We start from the raw sequence: 16,780 nt of genomic DNA on the forward strand, positions 1-16,780 counted from the left end.
CGTTCAGGCGGCGGGCGCGGCGCGCAACAGCGTGAGCCGCGCCTTGCCGTGCACGCGACTGACGTCCGCCACGAAACCGGCCACGTCGGGCATTTCGTCGCGCGAGGTCTCGATGCTGATCCAGGTGCCGGGCCCCGCCCAGCCGAGCCGTCCGAGCTTGTCGAGCGCGACGCTGCCCGCGCCGGTGCCATAGGGTGGGTCCATCAGGATCAGGTCGAGCGGCGCCCGGGCGGGGCCGAGAGTCAGTACCGAACCGGCGCGCACTTCCGCGCCTTTCGCGGCCAGCTTGGCGATATTGGCCCGCAGCGCATCGAGCGCTGTGCGGTCCTGCTCGACGAACAGGCAGGAGGCCGCGCCTCGCGACAAGGCCTCCAGGCCCAGCGCGCCGGAGCCTGCGAACAGATCGGCCACCGCCAGTTCCTCGAAGCTGCCGATGCGGCTGGCAAGCATCGAGAACAACGCCTCGCGCGTGCGGTCCGCAGTGGGACGGGTGGTATCCCCCTTGGGCGCGACGAGCGGACGGCCGCGCCATTCCCCGGCGACGATCCTCATTTGCGCGTCCTCGGCGGACGGGCGGGCTTGCCGCCGGGTCTGGGACGCCCGGGGCCGGGACGGCCGGTGGCTTTGCCGGCACCGCGCGGACCCCGCGGCCGGTCGACGAAATCGCCGGGGCGCGGTTCCAGCGTCTCGCGGTGCGCACGCGCGCGTGCAGCGCGGGCGGGCTTGGCGACACCGTCCTCGCGCGGCTTGCGGGGCCCCGGCCTGGCCGGCTGACGAGACCCGTCGGCCATGGCCTCGTCCCTTGCCTTGGGCGTGACGCGCGCCGTGAAGACCGGCCTCTTCGCCTCGGGCTTCGCGATCTTGCGGCGTCCCTCGGGCTCGCGGCTGCCCGGCGCGGCGACCGGCTTGGGCCGCGGTGCCGGCTCGACCGCGCGCGAGCGGACCGCGAACTGGAGGTTCGAGGCCGCCTTGCCGCCGCCGGGCCGGGACAGGACGGTGCGGAAGGTGATCAGGTCGTGCTGGCGGATCTCGTCGACATCGCCCGCGGGCATGTCGCCCAGCCAGAAGGGGCCGTAGCGCGTACGGATCAGCCGGTTCACTTCGAGCCCCAGATATTCGAGCACGCGGCGCACTTCGCGGTTCTTGCCTTCGGTCAGGGTCAGCTCGATCCACACATTTGCGCCGGTACGCCGCTCGATATTGGCGTTGATCGGGCCGTAGCGCACGCCTTCGATCTCGACGCCGAGCATCAGCGATTCGAGCTGCGCCTGGGTGACGTTGCCATAGGCGCGGGCGCGATAGCTGCGCTCCACGCCGGTGGCGGGCAACTCGAGCTCGCGCTTCAGCTCGCCGTCGGTGGTGAGCAGCAACAGCCCTTCGGTGCTCAGGTCGAGCCGGCCGACCGGCATCACCCGCGGCAGCCCTTCGGGCATGCGGTCATAGATGGTCGGGCGGCCCTTGGGGTCGCGCTCGGTGGTGAGCAGGCCGGCGGGCTTGTGATAGCGGAACAGGCGCGCCGGCGCCGGGGCGGCGACCGGCTTGCCGTCGACCGTCACTCCGCGCAGCGAAGCGAGCAGCGTCGCGGGCGTATCGAGCACCTTGCCGTCCAGGGCGATTCGCCCGTCCGCGATCATGCGCTCGATGTCGCGACGCGACGCGATTCCGGCACGGGCCAGCAGCTTGGCGATGCGCTGCGGTTCTTTGGTATTGGATGATGACACGCTGGCGATATAGCGATTGTGGCGGTCGCTTCAAAAATTATTGCGCCCTCGAAAGGGATTGGCGCGTTAGCGCCTCGGGTTCAGTGGCTTGGCGGGTTTTCAGGCGAGATGTTGTTCGGGCGGAAGAAGCGGCGAATCGAGCGTGTCCTGGTGGCGGAAGACGAGCCGCTGGTGGCCTTCGACACGGAACATTTCCTGACGGGCGAGGGCTTCGCCGTTGCGGCGACCGTGGACACGGTGGCCGAGGCGCTGCGCGTGATCGCGCTGGATGCGGCGCTGGACCTGGTGCTGGCCGATGTGAGCCTGGCCGACGGCAGCGGCGTGGAAGTGGCGCGCGCGGCGCAGGGCCGCGGGCTGCCGGTGCTGTTCGTGACGGGCAGTTTCCCGGAGGAAGCGCGGGCGCTGGCGGCGGGATGCCTCGCCAAGCCCTATCCCCAGCGCGATCTGCTCGCGGCAATCGAAGCGATCGAGGCAGTGCTGGAGGGCGCCAGAGTGCCCCGGCGGCTGCCGGGCAGTTTCAGCCTGTTCCTGAGCGCCGCCTAGCGGGCACGGGTCAAGCCTAGTAGCGCAGCAGGATCAGCGCAGCGGCGACGACGATCGCCCAGCTCACCGTGCCGATGCCGAACGCGATCAGCAATCCGGTGCCGCGCGGCAGTCGGTTTTCGTCGGAGACATCGAGCAGTTCTCGGGGCGGCAATCGAAGCGGCATGGGGGATCCTCTCGACCTACCTCATAGATAGGCCCGAGGCGCGGGGTCCGAAATCCTGCGAAAATCCTCTCCGGATTCTACCGGAGCCGGGTGTCGACCGCATCGTGGAAGTGGCGGATGCCGAGTTCGAGCGTGCCGAGCGTCACGCGTTCGACCGCGCCCGAGGCCAGGCCCTGCTGGCCGAGCTCGCAGGCCCGGAAGTCCTCCGCGGCGAAAACGCCGCCGTCGAGCAACTCCCAGCTGCGCTCCCAGTGGGCGCGTGCCTTCTCGGTGGCGGGCGGCTCGGGGATCAGCATGAAATCCTCGACCAGCACGCGCCCCTCCGACTGGGGCATCAGCACCATCAGGTTGATATAGTCGGGGCTCACCACCAGCACCGTGCCGGGGAACATCTGATAGGTATAGGTGATCGCCGCGCGCAGCGTCGCCCAGTCGCTGGAGGAAAGCGCGGCGAGCGCAGCCTCGCGCCCCACTGCCGAGCGCTGGTGCGGGCCGATCGCATCGGCGGTGGAGACGCCGTCCTTGAAGAAGGGCGCGATGGTGTCGGCGTGGAGCCGCTGGATGTGATAGCCTTCCAGAAAGGCGTCCATGATCAGCTTCCAGTTCGCCTGCACCGCATGGGTACGGCGCCGGAACAGGTGCTGGCCGGCCAGGTCGAACGCTTCGAAATCGCGCGCCAGCGTCTCCGCCTCGGCGAAATCTGCGTCCTCGGCGAAGGAGAACCAGATGAGCCCGCCCGCCTCGTGCGCCGGCAGGCGCCTGAGGCCGTATTCCTGCTTGTCGAGCCCGGGGAAGGCGTCGGGGCGGGGGAGGCCGACCAGCCGGCCGTCGAGCGCATAGGTCCAGGCGTGATAGGGGCAGACCAGCCGCCCGCCCTTCACCGGATCGCAGCCCTCGACCAGCCGCGTGCCGCGGTGCCGGCAGACATTGAGGAAGACATGTGCCTGGCCCGCCTTGTCGCGTGTAACGAGCAGCGGCTTGCCGAAGCCGTCATGCGGGATCGCCATGTTCGGTTCCGGGAGCAGCGCGGAAGGGGCGATCACGAGCGGCGCCCGGGCGAAGATGCGCGCCTGCTCGGCGGCGAAGCGCTCGGCGCTGGTATAGACCGAGGCCGTGACGTGCGCGATCGCGCCCTCGCCGCGCGATCCGCCCCGGGCAAGGGCTCCCGCCAATGCCAGCTGTCCTTCGGTCGGCGCGTTCATGCCATGCTCTCCTCTGGCCTTCCCGATATTTTCGGTTAGTTTCCACCCAACACAGCGAGGGTGCAAGGTGAGCGACAAATTGAAAGGCCGGGCGCTGCTGCGCGCGGCGATGCGCAACCGCAAGACGGCGGCGATGCTGGTGCTGGGGTTCGCGTCGGGCCTGCCCTTCGTGCTGCTGATCGGCACGCTCAACGCATGGCTGGGCGAGCTCAAGGTGAGCCTGGCCACGATCGGCGTGCTTTCGTGGATCGGCCTGGCCTATGCCTTCAAATTCCTGTGGTCCCCGCTGGTCGATCGCGCGCGGCTGCCGCTGATCGGGCAATTGGGCCGGCGCCGTTCCTGGCTGGTGCTCTGCCAGGCCGGACTGGCGGTGCTGCTCTGCGGGCTGGCGTTCACCGATCCGCTGACGGCGATCGGCAGCTTCGCCGGGCTGGCGGTGATCGCGGCCTTTCTCTCGGCGACGCAGGATGTCGTGATCGACGCCTGGCGCATCGAGATCGCCGACGAATCGGCGACGGTCGACCTGCTTTCGGCGATCTACCAGCTCGGCAACCGGCTGGCGGCGCTCACCGGCGGCGCCCTGGCGCTGGTGCTGGCGGCGCGGCTGAGCTGGCCGACCGTCTATATCGGCTTCGGCGGCGTGATGATCGGCGCGCTGGCGATGACCCTGTTCACGCCCGAGGCCGAGCGGAACGCCGCCGACGAAGCTTCGCCGCTGGCCGGCCATTCGGTGCCCGCCGCCGGCCAGCGCGCCGTCGCGCTGGGGATCGTTGCCGTCTGCTGGGCCTGGGCGATCTACATGCTCGGCAGCTTCATGATCGCGGCGCTGCGTCCGCCCGTGCCGGGCGTGCCGGCGCCGTCGGCCGGCGCGTTCACTCAGGTCTGGGGGCCGTGGATCATCGTCGCGACCGTCATCCTGCCGGCGCTGGTCGCGGGCTGGACCAACCGGCTGCCGCGGCACGTCGAAGGGATCGACCGCGCGCCGAGCGCGCTCCGGGCCGCCGCCAACCACAGCTATCGCGCGCTGATCCTGCCGCTTGCCGAGATCGTCCAGCGGCTGCGCTGGGGCGCGATCCTCGTCCTTGCGCTGATCCTGCTCTACCGGATCGCCGATTCGATCTGGGCGCCCTTCGCCTTTCCCTTCTATCTCGACTTCCTGCATTACACGAACGACCAGGTCGCCTTTGCCTCCAAGGTGTTCGGGGTGATGATGACGATTCTGGGCGTGGCGATCGGCGGCTTCATGCTCGCTTCGATCGGCCGGCTGCCGACCCTGTTGGTGGGCGGCATCGTCGCGGCGGCGTCGAACCTGCTCTATGCCGATCTGGCGCTCGGCGGGCCATGGATCGACGGGTTCGCGCATCTGTTCTTCCTCGACCATATCGGCATCGATCCGCGGATGATCCGGCTGATGCTGGCGATCTCGGGCGAGAATATCGCCGGCGGCCTCGCGGGGACGGCCTTCATCGCCTACATCTCCTCGATCACGTCGCGCGAATATAGCGCGGTGCAATATGCGCTGCTCTCCTCGATGACCTTCCTCGTCGGCGCGCTCGGCCGGGCCGCGGTGGGCGAGGCGATCGAGAAGCACGGCTATGCCAACATCTTCTATGTGACTGCCGGGCTCGGCATGATCGCAGTGGTGCTGGTGCTGATCGAATGGTGGCGTCCGGCGCCGCTGCCCCAGGGCGAGCCGATCGTCTCCACGCCCGAAGGCACGCCGGAAAGCGCAAGCGCCTGATGCCCTTCCTGCTGATCATCGGCTTGCAGGTGGCGTGCATCGTCCACCTGATGCGGCGCGGCGGCAACCCGATATGGGTGACCGCGCTGATCTTCCTGCCGGTGGTCAGCGCGATCGCCTATTTCTTCGTCGAGATCCTGCCCGGCCTGGGCCAGAACCGGCACGTGCGCACCGCGCGCGCAAGGGCCGTGGCGGCGCTCGACCCCGAGCGCGAGCTGCGCGCCGCCCGGGATGCACTCGACCTGGCCGACACCGCCGCCAACCGGCTTAGGGCCGCCGATGCCCTGGCCGGGCTCGGCCGGCACGGCGAAGCGGTGCCGCTCTATCGCGAATCGATTCGGATGACAGCCGGCGAACCCGATGCCCGCACCCGAGGCAAGCTCGCCAATTCGCTCTACGAGACCGGGCAAGGCGTGGAGGCGCTGGCCTTGCTGAACGCCATCCCCGAGGCGGTCGGCCAGAGCGAGCGGGACAATCGGATCCTGTTGCGTGCCAAGCTGCTCGCCCATCTCGGCCGCAAGGAGGACGCATTGGAGCTCTATGCCGATGTCGTCACGCGGATACCGGGCGAGGAGGCGCGCTGCCGCTACGCCGCACTGCTGATCGAGCAGGGCTGGGACCGCAAGGCGCTGGTGGTGCTGGAAGAAGTCGAGAAGCGCATGCAACGCATGGATCGCCAGCAGCGCGCGGCGGAGGCGGACATGTATCGCTGGGCAATGGAGGCACTCGCCGCGCTCCGTTCGAAGGGAGTGACGGAGTGAAGAAGCGCTGGCTGATCGCGCTGATGGTCCTGATCCTGCTCGCCGGCGGCGGCTGGATATGGGGATCGCCCTATTACACGCTGTGGCAGATGAAGCGCGCGGCCGAGGCGCGCGACATCGACGCGCTGGCGCGCCACATCGATTTCCCGACCGTGCGGGAAAGCGTGAAGGCCCAGCTGTCGGCGCGGGCGGGCGGCGAGGGCGGCGGCGTGCTGGGCGCGCTGGTCCGTGCGGGGATCGCGGATACGATGGTTGATGCGGCAGTCTCGCCGGAAGGCATGCGCTTCATCTTCGCGGCGGCGCCGCTCGCCGAGACGTCGCGCCCGGGTACGATCAGGCTCAAGGCGAGCGAGATGCGCTATCGCCGAGTTGCGTTCGGACGCTTCCTGCTTACGCGCGGGGACGGGGCGGCGCTGGAGTTCCGCCTGCACGGCGCCAGCTGGATACTGACCGACGTCAGGCTGCCGCCCGACGCGCTTCACTGATCGAGCGCAAGCCCCATGTCGGCGAAGCTGTTGGCAAGGGCATGGGCAGTGATCAGCACGCCGGTCGCGTCGCGCACGCCGAGCATGTCGGCGAGCAGGACCGCCGAGACCTGAGGCTGGGTACGCACGCGGCCGAGCACCTGGAGCAGCGCGGCTTCCGCGCCGGTCATCCGCGCGCAGCACCAGGGCGCGATCTGGATCGGCCCGGCCGAGACTGCCGACATCTCCTGCATCAGCGCGCGCAGCAGCACCAGCGGGCGGCGGAAGCTCTTGCCGAACGCCGTGACGAAGGCATGGGCGGTGCACGCATCATGGATGCCGTGCGCACCCATCTGGCGAACCCCGAACAGCAGCAGCCGTGCGCCGGGATCCTCGGGCTGGAGTTCGGGCAGGGCAGTGAGCGTGGCATTGACGGTCATGAGGACTCCGATCGCTGTGATCGGAAATCTCGCGTATCCGCTATTGATAGTCAATCGCATTAAGGGCGAAATGCGATGGCGGCTCGTCGCGGGCGAAGCACGGCTCGCAATGTGCCGAAGGGACACCCAGGGCTGGGGGCATGGTGCCCATGAATGGGCGGCTGGTCCGTTCCGGACCGGGATGACGAGGGAAGGATAGAGTCTTCGGCCTAGGCTGGGGACTTATATTCCTTCAATCGTCATCCCCGCGCAGGCGGGGATCCAGGGTAATGCGGGATATCGGCACCACCGCGCGAACGCCGTCCGGATAGGGCTGCACGCCACCACTTCGGCTCCTCGCGTGGCCCTGGATCCCCGCCTGCGCGGGGATGACGTAGGAAAATCAGATACTTGTTTTAGTCCTCACCCTAGGCGAGCAGCTCGCCATTCGCTTCGAGCACGGTTCCGGCCAGATAAAGCGACCCCAGTACCAGCACCACCGGCGCGCCGCCCGCGCGCGCGATGGCGGCGAGAGCGCCCGGCACGTCGGGCGCGATTGCCGCATGCGGGATGCCGAGCGTCCGGGCGACTTCGGCGAGGCGCGCGGGGGCATGGTGCTCGTGCCCGGGCACCGGCACCGCGTGCAGTCCCGACGCGAGGGGCGCGAACGGCGCAAGCAGGCCCTGTACGTCCTTGTTGGCGAGCATGCCGAGGACCAGCCGCACCGGCCGCCCCCGTGCGACCTGGGCCAGCGTAGCGCTGACGGCGGCAGCGGCGGCTTCATTGTGCCCGCCGTCGAGCCACAATTCGCTGTCCGCCGGCAGGAGACGGCGCAAGGGGCCGTCGCTCAGCTTTTGCATGCGCGCGGGCCAGCGGGCGTTCCGCGGGGCCGCGGCGAGCGCTTCTGCGGGCACGGCCAGAACCCGCTGGTGCCGCAGCATCGCGATGGCAAGGGCGAGGTTGGCGGGCTGATGCGGTCCGGCAAGGGCTGGAAGGGGGGTCTCCACCGCTCCCCGGGCATCGCCGTAGTGCAGCCGGTCGCCGCGCAACTCGAAATCCCAGGCCGTTCCTTGCGCGAATACCGGCGCGCCGGCGGCTGCGACGATCTCGGCGATCTGCGGGGCGTAGCGCATCGTTACCAGGGGCACGCCGGGCTTGGCGATCCCGGCCTTCTCCGCGGCGATCTTCTCCAGCGTGTCGCCCAGAAAGGCCTGATGATCGATGCCGAGCTGGGCGATGCCGGTCACCGCCGGGCGCGCGACGACGTTGGTCGCGTCGAGCCGCCCGCCCAGGCCGACCTCGAGGATCAGCGCATCCGCCGGCACCCGCGCAAAGGCGAGGAAGGCGGCGGCCGTGGTCACTTCGAAGAAGCTCGCGCCGATATCGCCGCCGGCATCAAGCACTTCCTCGAGCAGGGGCGCGAGCATAGCGTCGGGGATCAGTTCGCCGGCAAGGCGGATGCGCTCGTTGAAGCGCACGAGGTGGGGGCTTGAATAGACGTGCGCGCGCATCCCCGCCGCTTCGATCGCGGCACGCAGAAAGGCGCAGGTCGAGCCCTTGCCATTGGTACCGGCGACATGGAGCACGGGCGGCAGTGCGAGCTGCGGACTGCCGACGCGCTCGAGCAGGCGAGCGATGCGTTCCAGGCCGAGAATGTCGGCTCCCGGCGAGAGCGCGGTCAGCCGGTCGAGCTGGCGCTGGACGCCCGGATCGGCGGAGATTGCGTGGTCGGCCATCTACTCCCTCTCTCCGCTTGCCGGGAGCGGGCCGGGGAGAGGGGCCTGGCGAGGACGCAGTGCGCTTGCCCCTCTCCCTGACTCTCTCCCCCGAAGGGGAGAGGGAAACCCGCTCACGCCGCCTTCTTCCCCTCGCACAGCAGCCCGATCAGCTGGCCGAGCGTCTCGCGCAGCTCCTTGCGATGGGTGACCATGTCGATCAGGCCGTGCTCGCGATAATATTCCGAGGTCTGGAAATCGTCGGGCAGCTTCTCGCGGATCGTGTTCTCGATCACGCGGCGGCCGGTGAAGGCGAGCATTGCGCGCGGCTCGGCAATCTGGACGTCGCCCAGCATCGCATAGGCGGCCATCACGCCGCCCGAGGTCGGGTCGGTCAGCACGACGATATAGGGCAGGCCGGCATCGTGGAGCATCTCGATCGCCACGGTGGTGCGCGGCATCTGCATCAGCGAGAGTATGCCTTCCTGCATGCGCGCGCCGCCCGAGGCAGTGAAGGCGATATAGGGCGCCCGCGCCGCGATCGCGGCCTCGACGCCCTGGATGAACGCCTCGCCCACGGCCTGGCCCATCGAGCCGCCCATGAAGGCGAAGTCCTGCACGCCGATCACTGCCTTGCGGCCGAGGATCGTGCCCGAGGCATTGAGGAAGGCGTCCTGTTCGCCGGTGCTGGTTCGCGCGGCCTTGAGGCGCGCCGGATAGGGTTTCTGGTCGCGGAACTTGAGCGGATCCTCGGCCACCCTGGGGCTGGGCAGCACGGTATAGCTGCCCTCGTCGAACAGATACTGGAAGCGCTCGGCCGGGCCGATGCGATCATGATGATCGCAATGCGGGCAGACATGCTGGTTGGCCTCCAGCTCCTTCATGAAGGTCATCTGTCCGCATCCCTTGCACTTGTGCCAGAGATTGTCGGGAGTTTCCTTCTTCGGAGTGAAGGCGAGAACGTTGCGGACGCGATCGATCCAGCTCATGCGACTTCTTTCCTTGCGGCTTCCACGGCCGTCTTGAGGGAGTGGATATAGGCGCGGACGTGCTCCGGCGCATCTACCCCATGTTTTCCGACCAGTTCCACGATCGCCGAACCGACGACGACGCCATCGGCCACCCGGGCGATCGCCCTGGCCTGCTCGGGCGTGCGGATCCCGAAGCCGACCGCCACCGGCAGGTCCGTCGCGGCCTTGAGCCGCGCCACGGCGTCTTCGATCGAGGCCTGGGCCGCCTGTTGCAGCCCGGTGATCCCGGCGACCGAGACATAGTAGAGGAACCCGCTCGCACCCGCGAGCACCGCCGGCAGGCGCGCGGCATCGGTGGTGGGCGTGGCGAGGCGGATCACGTCGATCCCGTTCGCCACGAAGGGCGCGACCTCGCCGGCCTCCTCGGGCGGGATGTCGACGATGATCACGCCGTCCGCGCCGGCCCGGGCCGCCGCTTCGGCAAAGGCCGTGGGGGTGGGCCGGGTCATGGTGTTGGCATAGCCCATCAGTACCAGCGGCACGTCCGGATGGCGCAGGCGGAAGCTCTTGACGATCGCCAGCACGTCGGCGGTGCGGGTGCCCCTGGCGAGCGCGCGCAGGTTCGCCGCCTGGATCGCCGGGCCGTCGGCCATCGGATCGGTGAACGGCATGCCCAGTTCGATCACGTCCGCGCCGCCCGCGACGAGCGCATCGAGGACTTCGCCGGTGGGGCCGTCGCCTGCAGTGACGAAGGTGACGAGCGCGGCGCGATTGGCGGGGAAGGCGGCGGAGAGACGGCTCACAGCTTCACCCCCAGCGCATCGGCCACGGTGAAGATGTCCTTGTCGCCGCGGCCCGAGACGTTGACCACGATGATCTGGTCGTCGCGCATTTCCCGCGCCTTGGCCTCCAGGGCCGCGAGGGCGTGCGAGGATTCCAACGCCGGGATGATACCCTCCAGCTTGCAGCAGAGCTGGAAGGCGTCGAGTGCCTGCTGGTCGGTAACGGGCAGATACTCGACCCGGCCGCTCTCGTGCAGCCAGCTATGCTCGGGGCCGATGCCCGGATAGTCGAGCCCCGCCGAGATCGAATGCGCCTCGGTGATCTGGCCGTCCTCGTCCTGGAGCAGATAGGTGCGGTTGCCGTGCAGGATGCCCGGCGCGCCGCCGGTCAGGCTGGCGGCATGCTGGCCGGTCTCGATGCCATGGCCCGCCGCCTCCACGCCGATCATCGCCACGCCGGCATCGTCGAGAAAGGGGTGGAACAACCCGATCGCGTTCGATCCGCCGCCGACCGCGGCGATCAGCAGGTCGGGCAGGCGCCCCTCGGCCTTCTGGATCTGCGCGCGCGCCTCGGTGCCGATCACGCTCTGGAAGTCGCGGACCAGTTCCGGATAGGGGTGCGGGCCCGCCGCGGTGCCGATGATGTAGAATGTGTCGTGGACGTTGGCGACCCAATCGCGAAGGGCTTCGTTCATCGCATCCTTGAGCGTCTCGGCGCCGCTCGTCACCGGATGCACCTCGGCGCCGAGCAGCTTCATCCGGAAGACGTTCGGCTTCTGCCGCTCGACGTCCTTGGCGCCCATGAAGATCACGCAGGGCAGGCCGAACCGGGCGGCAACGGTGGCGGTGGCGACGCCGTGCTGGCCCGCGCCGGTCTCGGCGATGATCCGCGTCTTGCCCATGCGGCGGGCGAGCAGGATCTGGCCGATGCAGTTGTTGATCTTGTGCGCGCCGGTGTGGTTCAGTTCCTCGCGCTTGAAATAGATCTTCGCGCCCCGCTTTTCTCCATTTGGGCCGGGAGCGGCGCCTTGGCGATAATGCTCGGTCAGCCGCTCGGCGAAATAGAGCGGGCTCGGGCGCCCGACATAATGTTCGAGCAGGTCGTCGAATTCTGCCTGGAACGCCGGATCGGCCTTGGCCGCGCGATATTCGCGCTCCAGGTCCAGGATCAGCGGCATCAGCGTCTCGGCGACGAAGCGGCCGCCGAACTGGCCGAAATGCCCCTTCTCATCGGGCAGGTTGCGCAGGGAATTGGGCAAGGTGGCAGTGTTGGTCATTGCATCTCTCATGGGTTCGGATGGCGGGCGCTGGCTTGGGGGCTAGCGATCAACGCCATCGGAATCCGATGCGGACAGGGGCGAACAGCCTCAACATTGCGCCACCGCTTGGAGGAATGCGGCGATCTTGGCAACATCCTTGACGCCGGGCGCGTGCTCGACACCCGAGGAGACGTCGACCAGCCTGGCACCGGTCACGCTCACCGCCTCGCGGACATTGCCCGCATCGAGGCCGCCCGAAAGTGCCCAGGGCAGCGGCTGGGGAATGTTCTCAAGCAGCTTCCAGTCGAAGCGCAGGCCCATGCCGCCGGGAAGTGCGGCGCCCTCGGGAGTCTTGGCGTCGTAGAGGATGCGGTCGGCCGCACCCCCATATGCCGCGGCCCGGTCGAGATCGGCACGCGTCTTCACTGCCACCGCTGCCCAGACGGGCACGCGCATGCGGATGGCCGCCGCACGGCCCGGCGCGGTCTTGTGCAGCTGTGCCGCCCCGATGCCGCTGGAAAGCGCGGCGGAGAGCAGCGCCTCGTCGGGATCGACGAACACGCCGACCGTGCCGATATGCGACGGCACGCGCTGGATCAGCGCCCGCGCCTGGTCGAAGCTCACATTGCGCGGCGAAGGCGGGAAGAACACGAAGCCGACATGGCTCGCCCCGCCGGCAATGGCGGCATCGAGCGTCTCGGGCGTGGACAGGCCGCAGATCTTGGCGGTGACCGGCATCAGAGGTCCTTGACCAGCACGTCCATGAACAGCGGCGGGTCGAGCGGTACCGGGAAGTCGCGCTTCTCGCCCGAGTTGCGATAGCCCCGACGCGCGTAGAAGGCGATCAGTTCGGCGCGCGTGTCGATCACCGTCATCTCCATCGCGCTGGCGCCGAACGCGGCGCGCGCGCAGTCTTCGGCGGCGGCGACCAGTCGCTTGCCGAGCCCGGCCGACTGGAGCGTGGGGTCCACGCAGAGCAGGCCGAGATAGGCGAGGCCCTCGTCCCTGGCGGTCACCTGGACGCAGCCGAGCAGGCCATTGCCGGTATCCGCGATCAGCAGGCGCTGCCTGGGATCGTCGACGATGACGGTCAGCGTGGCGAGATCGGTGCGGGTGCCCTCGGTGATCAGGTCCGCCTCATGCGTCCAGCCGCCGCGCGCCGCATCGCCGCGATAGGCGCGTTCGATCACCGGGTGGAGCGCGGGCAGGTCGTCGCGCGTGGCAGGGCGGATCGTCACGGTTTCGGGCATGCGCCGCTCTGTCGGACGCCGGGGCGCCTTTGGCAAGCCTCAGTCCGTGCCCCGCGCGTCGAACGCGGCGCGCGATGCCTCGATCCGTTCCAGGTTGCGGGCCGCCCAAACCCAGACTCCGCAGAATGCCTCGGCCAGGCTGCCGCCCAGATCGGTCAGCCGATATTCGACGCGCGGCGGGATTACCGGATGGACGGTGCGGATCAGCAACCCGTCGCGCTCCATCTGGCGGACGGTCTGGGTGAGCATCTTCTGGCTGATCCCGCCGCACTCGGCACGCAGCTTCGAGAAGCGCAGCTCGCCATGCGCGGTGAGCGCCTCGAGCACGATCATCGTCCATTTGTCGGCGACGCGGCCAATGATCTCGGTGACGAGCGCCTCGACCCGGGGATCGAGATCGTCGGGATAGGCGTGGGGATGATATGCGGTGGCCATAGTTTCCAGAAGGTGCGTATGAATATTTTGGGTGCCTACTCCCCAATGGGTACCACGCGTCCCTATCTGGCGTCCACATCGTTCGGAGGACGCAATCATGGACATGACCGGCAACACCATCCTGATCACCGGCGGCGGCTCGGGCATCGGCCGCGCGCTCGCCGAGGCGCTGCATGCGCGGGGCAACAAGGTGATCGTCTCGGGCCGCCGCGCCGGCGCGCTGGAGGAAGTCGCCGCCGCCAACCCGGGCATCGCCACCGCGACGCTGGACGTCGCCGATGCGGACGACATCGCCCGCTTCGCCCGCGAGATCGTCGCCGCGCATCCGGACCTCGACGCCGTGATCCACAATGCCGGGATCATGCAGGCCGAGGATCTCGTCGCACCGGGATCGGACCTGGCCATCGCGGAGGCGACGGTCGCCACCAACCTGCTCGGGCCGCTGCGCCTCAACGCCGCGCTGCTGCCGCACCTGCTCGCCCGGCCCAGGGCAGCGGTGCTGACCGTCAGCTCGGGCCTGGCTTCCGTGCCGCTCACTGCCACGGCGACCTATACGGCGACCAAGGCGGCGATCCACAGTTGGAGCCAGTCGCTGCGCCATCAGCTCCGCGGCACCAATGTCGAAGTGATCGAGATCGCCCCGCCGGCCGTGGCGACCGACCTGATGCCCGGCCATGCCCAGAACCCCAATTCGATGCCGCTCGCCGACTATATCGCCGAGACCATGGCGCAGCTGGAGGCCGGTGCGCAGGAAAATCTGACCGAGCGAGTCAAGTTCCTGCGCTTCGCCGAAAGGCGGGGGGAATATGACCAGGTGTTCGCCGCGCTGAACGGCTAAGGCGCGCTCAGCCCGTGGTGACGTGCATCATGGCGACGGCGCCGCGCTTGTTGTCGCCGTCGCCATAGGCTGCGAAGCAAACGATCATCGCCACGCCGCCTTCGGCGCTGCCGTAGAAGCGGCAACGCCCATTGGTGGTGGGCTGAGCCGTTGCTTCGTCCACCACGATCCTGTCCATCGTTATGTCGGTCTCGTTGCCGGGATGACCCTGGAAGACCAGTACCGGCTTCTCCCTGCCCTTGCGGAAGAACGCGACCTGCTTTCCATGGAGGACTTCGGCGCGGTCGCAATTCGGCACCGCCACACGTTTCGCGCCATCGCGCCGTTTGACCATGTCGGCGAGGGGCGGGTCCGGCGCGCAGAAGCCGTTATAGATGCGGGAGGTGTCGGAGCTCTTGTGCCTCGACGGTCGAGGCCGCGAGTGCCAATGGAGACAGCGGCAGCGCGAGGAGAAGGGCGCGCATCAAAGCGTAGCCTCGATCTCGCGTGCGGCCAGGTCGGGATCCTGGGCCTGGGTTATCGGCCGGCCGACGACCAGGATCGACGCGCCGGCATCGAGCGCGGCGCGCGGCGTGACCACGCGCTTCTGGTCGCCCACCGTGCCATTCGCCGGGCGGACGCCGGGAATGACGAAGAAGCCGTCGCGCCAGAGCGCCTTGGCAGCGGCGACTTCATTGCCCGAGCAGACGATGCCGTCGACACCCGCCGACCTGGCGAGCTCGGTCAGCCGCATCACCTGTTCGTGCGGATCCGGCCGCAGCCCGATCGAAACCAGGTCGCTGTCGTCGAGGCTGGTGAGCATCGTCACCGCCACCACCTTGGTGCCCGCCGGTGCGGCGGCCTTGGCGTCCTCCAGCATGGCGCGGCCGCCGGCGGCATGCACCGTCAGGATCGCGGGCTCGAGCGGGCGTAGCGCCTGGATCGCCTTGGCGACGGTGTTGGGGATGTCGTGAAACTTGAGGTCGAGGAAGATCGGCAGGCCGATCTCGTGCATCTCGTGCACGCCCGCGCGGCCGTTCGCCATGAAGAATTCGAGGCCGAGCTTGATCCCGCCGACATGCGCCTTCACCCGCGTGGCGATGGCCTTGGCACGCTCCAGTTCGGGCGTGTCGATCGCGACATAGACCGGGCTCATTGCACGTCTCCCAGCGGCAGGGCGGGCTGGGGAGAGGCAGGCACGGAAGCGGGCACGGGCTCCGGCATCGCGTTGAGCGCGCGCAGATCGTTCAGCGCGCGCTCCAGCCCGGTGATCCGCTGGCGCATCCGCCAGCGCAGCGCGTGATAGGCGAGCAGGACCGGCAACAGTCCCGCGAGGAAGACGAGAATCAGCAGCAGCGGCAGGCTGAAATCGGCGATCAGGCCGCTCCAGAGGTGCACGTTCACGCGTTCGTCGCCATTGTAGATCACGAAGCCAGCGACGAGGCCGCCCAGCAACAGCCAGAACAGCACCTTCAGAAACCGCATCCCTCTCCCTTCCTGCGTGAGGTAAGGGTGGTTCTATGCCGGGAAAGGCGGTTTGGCCAGACCGTGCCGGCTGGGGCAGCGGCCGCGTGCATCGAGGCGATCAGGAACTGGTGTAGTTCGCCTCGATGCGTTTCGCGGCCTTGTCGATCTCCGGAAACAGCGTGCTTTCGGTGATGCCGAGCAGTTCGAGCGCGCTCCGGAGAACTTGCTTGGCGCCTGCCGGCACGATGAACCGCGTCTCCTGAATCAGGTGGGCGAAATTGATCTGCTTCGGCGGCTTCAGCCCATAGATGATAAACCCGCCCGCTTGCGACAGAATGCGGCGATTGCTCATCTTGGGATGGACGTAATAGGGTTTGAACAAGTCGATCGGATCGATGATCGGCAGGAAGTGGGCCTTCTCCACGCGAATGAACTGGTGAAGGCGCTGGTATACCGGCGTCGCGTTGATCCGTTCCCGCTCGGTCTTCTTGTCCGTTCCCTTTATCCGGCCTTCGCGGACGTCGATGATCTCCGCCTTCTCTTCCTTCGTCATGTTGGAGAGATTGGCGAGGCAGCTGACGGAGTCGCTGTCGAAATATTTCTCGCGTCCTTCCGGGATCGCGAAGGCGGTGACCATTCCGTCGGTTTGCGCGCCGGTCCCCGGGTCGGTGGCGAAATATAGAGCGACCAGCGGATTGCGCGAGACATCCATCAACCGGGTAGGCAAGCCGAAATGCTGCATGCGGACCAGCCGATCGAACATCGAATGGTCGCTACTGAACTCGTGCGGATGCACCGAGATCAGATCCCGGATCGCCCGCTTCTCGCATTCTTCCAGCTTCTTCAGATCGGGCCGGAAGAGTCCAGGGATGTTCTCCCAGGACGAATCCCGCTGTCCGCGATAGCATTTGAAGAGAGGCTCGGCGGCCGCATAATCCATCACCTTTGCGATGAAATCGGCCAGATCGGACACTGGTTCCGAGATGGTGATAGGGCCTTGCGATTTCTTCTTCGCCGAACTGCTCGTCATTCCCGGCCCCCTAAGGTCGGGCCGGCGCCTCGCAAGC

21 protein-coding genes are annotated in these 16,780 nt (G+C 68.3%); 5 read left to right on the top strand and 16 right to left on the bottom strand.

Annotated features, from left to right (window positions below):
• Positions 1-3 precede the first annotated feature (3 nt).
• Together rsmD and FFS08_RS06590 are read right to left on the bottom strand one after the other, a co-directional pair.
• Positions 4-552 (bottom strand): 16S rRNA (guanine(966)-N(2))-methyltransferase RsmD, encoded by a 549-nt coding sequence (rsmD, locus tag FFS08_RS06585; protein WP_137863622.1) that lies wholly within the window; start codon positions 550-552, stop codon positions 4-6.
• Positions 549-1,721 (bottom strand): pseudouridine synthase, encoded by a 1,173-nt coding sequence (locus FFS08_RS06590; protein ID WP_331484146.1) that lies wholly within the window; start codon positions 1,719-1,721, stop codon positions 549-551. The genes rsmD and FFS08_RS06590 overlap by 4 nt, the downstream gene beginning before the upstream one ends.
• Before the next feature lie 108 nt (positions 1,722-1,829).
• Between FFS08_RS06590 and FFS08_RS06595 the strand changes: the two genes are divergently transcribed.
• Positions 1,830-2,264, top strand: a complete 435-nt coding sequence (locus FFS08_RS06595; RefSeq protein WP_137863620.1) for a response regulator — start codon at positions 1,830-1,832, stop codon at positions 2,262-2,264.
• A gap of 16 nt (positions 2,265-2,280) precedes the next feature.
• On the opposite strand, the gene FFS08_RS23400 is transcribed toward FFS08_RS06595, so the two are convergent.
• Entirely contained in the window at positions 2,281-2,430 is a 150-nt protein-coding gene (locus FFS08_RS23400) for a hypothetical protein (protein ID WP_163827427.1), read from the bottom strand.
• Positions 2,431-2,507: 77 nt separating this feature from the next.
• Positions 2,508-3,632: an aromatic ring-hydroxylating oxygenase subunit alpha gene (locus tag FFS08_RS06600; RefSeq protein ID WP_137863619.1), complete on the bottom strand. Its 1,125-nt coding sequence runs from the start codon at positions 3,630-3,632 to the stop codon at positions 2,508-2,510.
• A gap of 67 nt (positions 3,633-3,699) precedes the next feature.
• Between FFS08_RS06600 and FFS08_RS06605 the strand changes: the two genes are divergently transcribed.
• The 3 genes from FFS08_RS06605 to FFS08_RS06615 are packed head-to-tail and all read left to right on the top strand — an operon-like array spanning position 3,700 to position 6,619.
• Positions 3,700-5,373 (top strand): AmpG family muropeptide MFS transporter, encoded by a 1,674-nt coding sequence (locus FFS08_RS06605; RefSeq protein ID WP_331484143.1) that lies wholly within the window; start codon positions 3,700-3,702, stop codon positions 5,371-5,373.
• On the top strand, positions 5,373-6,134 hold the full coding sequence (locus FFS08_RS06610; RefSeq protein ID WP_171012499.1) for a tetratricopeptide repeat protein: 762 nt from the start codon (positions 5,373-5,375) through the stop codon (positions 6,132-6,134). The genes FFS08_RS06605 and FFS08_RS06610 overlap by 1 nt, the downstream gene beginning before the upstream one ends.
• Entirely contained in the window at positions 6,131-6,619 is a 489-nt protein-coding gene (locus FFS08_RS06615) for a DUF2939 domain-containing protein (RefSeq protein WP_137863617.1), read from the top strand. Before FFS08_RS06610 ends, FFS08_RS06615 begins: the two co-directional genes overlap by 4 nt.
• Here FFS08_RS06615 and FFS08_RS06620 read toward each other — a convergent pair.
• The 8 genes from FFS08_RS06620 to FFS08_RS06655 all read right to left on the bottom strand — a co-directional run bounded on the left by FFS08_RS06620 (position 6,613) and on the right by FFS08_RS06655 (position 13,429).
• Positions 6,613-7,038 (bottom strand): DUF6628 family protein, encoded by a 426-nt coding sequence (locus tag FFS08_RS06620; RefSeq protein WP_137863616.1) that lies wholly within the window; start codon positions 7,036-7,038, stop codon positions 6,613-6,615. The genes FFS08_RS06615 and FFS08_RS06620 overlap by 7 nt on opposite strands.
• 407 nt (positions 7,039-7,445) lie before the next feature.
• Positions 7,446-8,753, bottom strand: coding sequence for a bifunctional folylpolyglutamate synthase/dihydrofolate synthase (locus tag FFS08_RS06625; RefSeq protein ID WP_137863615.1), 1,308 nt, complete (start codon positions 8,751-8,753; stop codon positions 7,446-7,448).
• A 113-nt stretch (positions 8,754-8,866) separates the two neighbouring features.
• Positions 8,867-9,721 carry an acetyl-CoA carboxylase, carboxyltransferase subunit beta gene (gene accD / locus FFS08_RS06630; protein WP_137863614.1) on the bottom strand — a complete coding sequence of 285 codons (855 nt, stop codon included), beginning with the start codon at positions 9,719-9,721 and terminating at the stop codon, positions 8,867-8,869.
• The gene (trpA, locus tag FFS08_RS06635) at positions 9,718-10,506 is read right to left on the bottom strand and encodes a tryptophan synthase subunit alpha (RefSeq protein WP_137863613.1); all 789 of its coding nucleotides are present in this window, start codon (positions 10,504-10,506) and stop codon (positions 9,718-9,720) included. The genes accD and trpA overlap by 4 nt, the downstream gene beginning before the upstream one ends.
• A complete protein-coding gene (trpB, locus tag FFS08_RS06640) occupies positions 10,503-11,762 on the bottom strand; it encodes a tryptophan synthase subunit beta (protein WP_137863612.1) in 1,260 nt (419 codons plus the stop codon). The genes trpA and trpB overlap by 4 nt, the downstream gene beginning before the upstream one ends.
• Positions 11,763-11,852: 90 nt before the next feature.
• The gene (locus tag FFS08_RS06645) at positions 11,853-12,482 is read right to left on the bottom strand and encodes a phosphoribosylanthranilate isomerase (protein WP_137863611.1); all 630 of its coding nucleotides are present in this window, start codon (positions 12,480-12,482) and stop codon (positions 11,853-11,855) included.
• Positions 12,482-12,994, bottom strand: coding sequence for a GNAT family N-acetyltransferase (locus tag FFS08_RS06650; protein ID WP_137863610.1), 513 nt, complete (start codon positions 12,992-12,994; stop codon positions 12,482-12,484). Before FFS08_RS06650 ends, FFS08_RS06645 begins: the two co-directional genes overlap by 1 nt.
• A gap of 39 nt (positions 12,995-13,033) precedes the next feature.
• Positions 13,034-13,429, bottom strand: coding sequence for a winged helix-turn-helix transcriptional regulator (locus FFS08_RS06655; RefSeq protein WP_137863609.1), 396 nt, complete (start codon positions 13,427-13,429; stop codon positions 13,034-13,036).
• Positions 13,430-13,526: 97 nt separating this feature from the next.
• Here FFS08_RS06655 and FFS08_RS06660 point away from each other — a divergent pair, with 97 nt between their 5' ends.
• A complete protein-coding gene (locus FFS08_RS06660) occupies positions 13,527-14,267 on the top strand; it encodes an SDR family oxidoreductase (RefSeq protein WP_137863608.1) in 741 nt (246 codons plus the stop codon).
• A 7-nt stretch (positions 14,268-14,274) separates the two neighbouring features.
• On the opposite strand, the gene FFS08_RS06665 is transcribed toward FFS08_RS06660, so the two are convergent.
• The 4 genes from FFS08_RS06665 to FFS08_RS06680 form a co-directional block, all read right to left on the bottom strand.
• The gene (locus FFS08_RS06665) at positions 14,275-14,571 is read right to left on the bottom strand and encodes a hypothetical protein (RefSeq protein WP_171015326.1); all 297 of its coding nucleotides are present in this window, start codon (positions 14,569-14,571) and stop codon (positions 14,275-14,277) included.
• A gap of 159 nt (positions 14,572-14,730) precedes the next feature.
• Positions 14,731-15,402: an orotidine-5'-phosphate decarboxylase gene (gene pyrF / locus FFS08_RS06670; RefSeq protein ID WP_137863606.1), complete on the bottom strand. Its 672-nt coding sequence runs from the start codon at positions 15,400-15,402 to the stop codon at positions 14,731-14,733.
• Positions 15,399-15,731 carry a lipopolysaccharide assembly protein LapA domain-containing protein gene (locus FFS08_RS06675; RefSeq protein WP_137863605.1) on the bottom strand — a complete coding sequence of 111 codons (333 nt, stop codon included), beginning with the start codon at positions 15,729-15,731 and terminating at the stop codon, positions 15,399-15,401. Before FFS08_RS06675 ends, pyrF begins: the two co-directional genes overlap by 4 nt.
• Before the next feature lie 100 nt (positions 15,732-15,831).
• Positions 15,832-16,743 (bottom strand): FRG domain-containing protein, encoded by a 912-nt coding sequence (locus FFS08_RS06680; protein ID WP_137863604.1) that lies wholly within the window; start codon positions 16,741-16,743, stop codon positions 15,832-15,834.
• Positions 16,744-16,780: the final 37 nt, after the last annotated feature.

This window comes from Sphingomonas sp. 1F27F7B (assembly GCF_005503355.1).
Taxonomy (GTDB): Bacteria; Pseudomonadota; Alphaproteobacteria; order Sphingomonadales; family Sphingomonadaceae; genus Sphingomonas.

Bases quoted from the DNA above. Each gene is read 5' to 3' on its own strand.
- FFS08_RS06620 (WP_137863616.1), bottom strand. From the start codon at position 7,038: ATGACCGTCAATGCCACGCTCACTGCCCTGCCCGAACTCCAGCCCGAG.
- FFS08_RS23400 (WP_163827427.1), bottom strand. From the start codon at position 2,430: ATGCCGCTTCGATTGCCGCCCCGAGAACTGCTCGATGTCTCCGACGAA.
- FFS08_RS06675 (WP_137863605.1), bottom strand. From the start codon at position 15,731: ATGCGGTTTCTGAAGGTGCTGTTCTGGCTGTTGCTGGGCGGCCTCGTC.
- accD (WP_137863614.1), bottom strand. From the start codon at position 9,721: ATGAGCTGGATCGATCGCGTCCGCAACGTTCTCGCCTTCACTCCGAAG.
- FFS08_RS06650 (WP_137863610.1), bottom strand. From the start codon at position 12,994: ATGCCCGAAACCGTGACGATCCGCCCTGCCACGCGCGACGACCTGCCC.
- FFS08_RS06655 (WP_137863609.1), bottom strand. From the start codon at position 13,429: ATGGCCACCGCATATCATCCCCACGCCTATCCCGACGATCTCGATCCC.
- FFS08_RS06680 (WP_137863604.1), bottom strand. From the start codon at position 16,743: ATGACGAGCAGTTCGGCGAAGAAGAAATCGCAAGGCCCTATCACCATC.
- FFS08_RS06625 (WP_137863615.1), bottom strand. From the start codon at position 8,753: ATGGCCGACCACGCAATCTCCGCCGATCCGGGCGTCCAGCGCCAGCTC.
- FFS08_RS06645 (WP_137863611.1), bottom strand. From the start codon at position 12,482: ATGCCGGTCACCGCCAAGATCTGCGGCCTGTCCACGCCCGAGACGCTC.
- trpB (WP_137863612.1), bottom strand. From the start codon at position 11,762: ATGACCAACACTGCCACCTTGCCCAATTCCCTGCGCAACCTGCCCGAT.
- pyrF (WP_137863606.1), bottom strand. From the start codon at position 15,402: ATGAGCCCGGTCTATGTCGCGATCGACACGCCCGAACTGGAGCGTGCC.
- FFS08_RS06660 (WP_137863608.1), top strand. From the start codon at position 13,527: ATGGACATGACCGGCAACACCATCCTGATCACCGGCGGCGGCTCGGGC.
- rsmD (WP_137863622.1), bottom strand. From the start codon at position 552: ATGAGGATCGTCGCCGGGGAATGGCGCGGCCGTCCGCTCGTCGCGCCC.
- FFS08_RS06600 (WP_137863619.1), bottom strand. From the start codon at position 3,632: ATGAACGCGCCGACCGAAGGACAGCTGGCATTGGCGGGAGCCCTTGCC.
- FFS08_RS06595 (WP_137863620.1), top strand. From the start codon at position 1,830: ATGTTGTTCGGGCGGAAGAAGCGGCGAATCGAGCGTGTCCTGGTGGCG.
- FFS08_RS06610 (WP_171012499.1), top strand. From the start codon at position 5,373: ATGCCCTTCCTGCTGATCATCGGCTTGCAGGTGGCGTGCATCGTCCAC.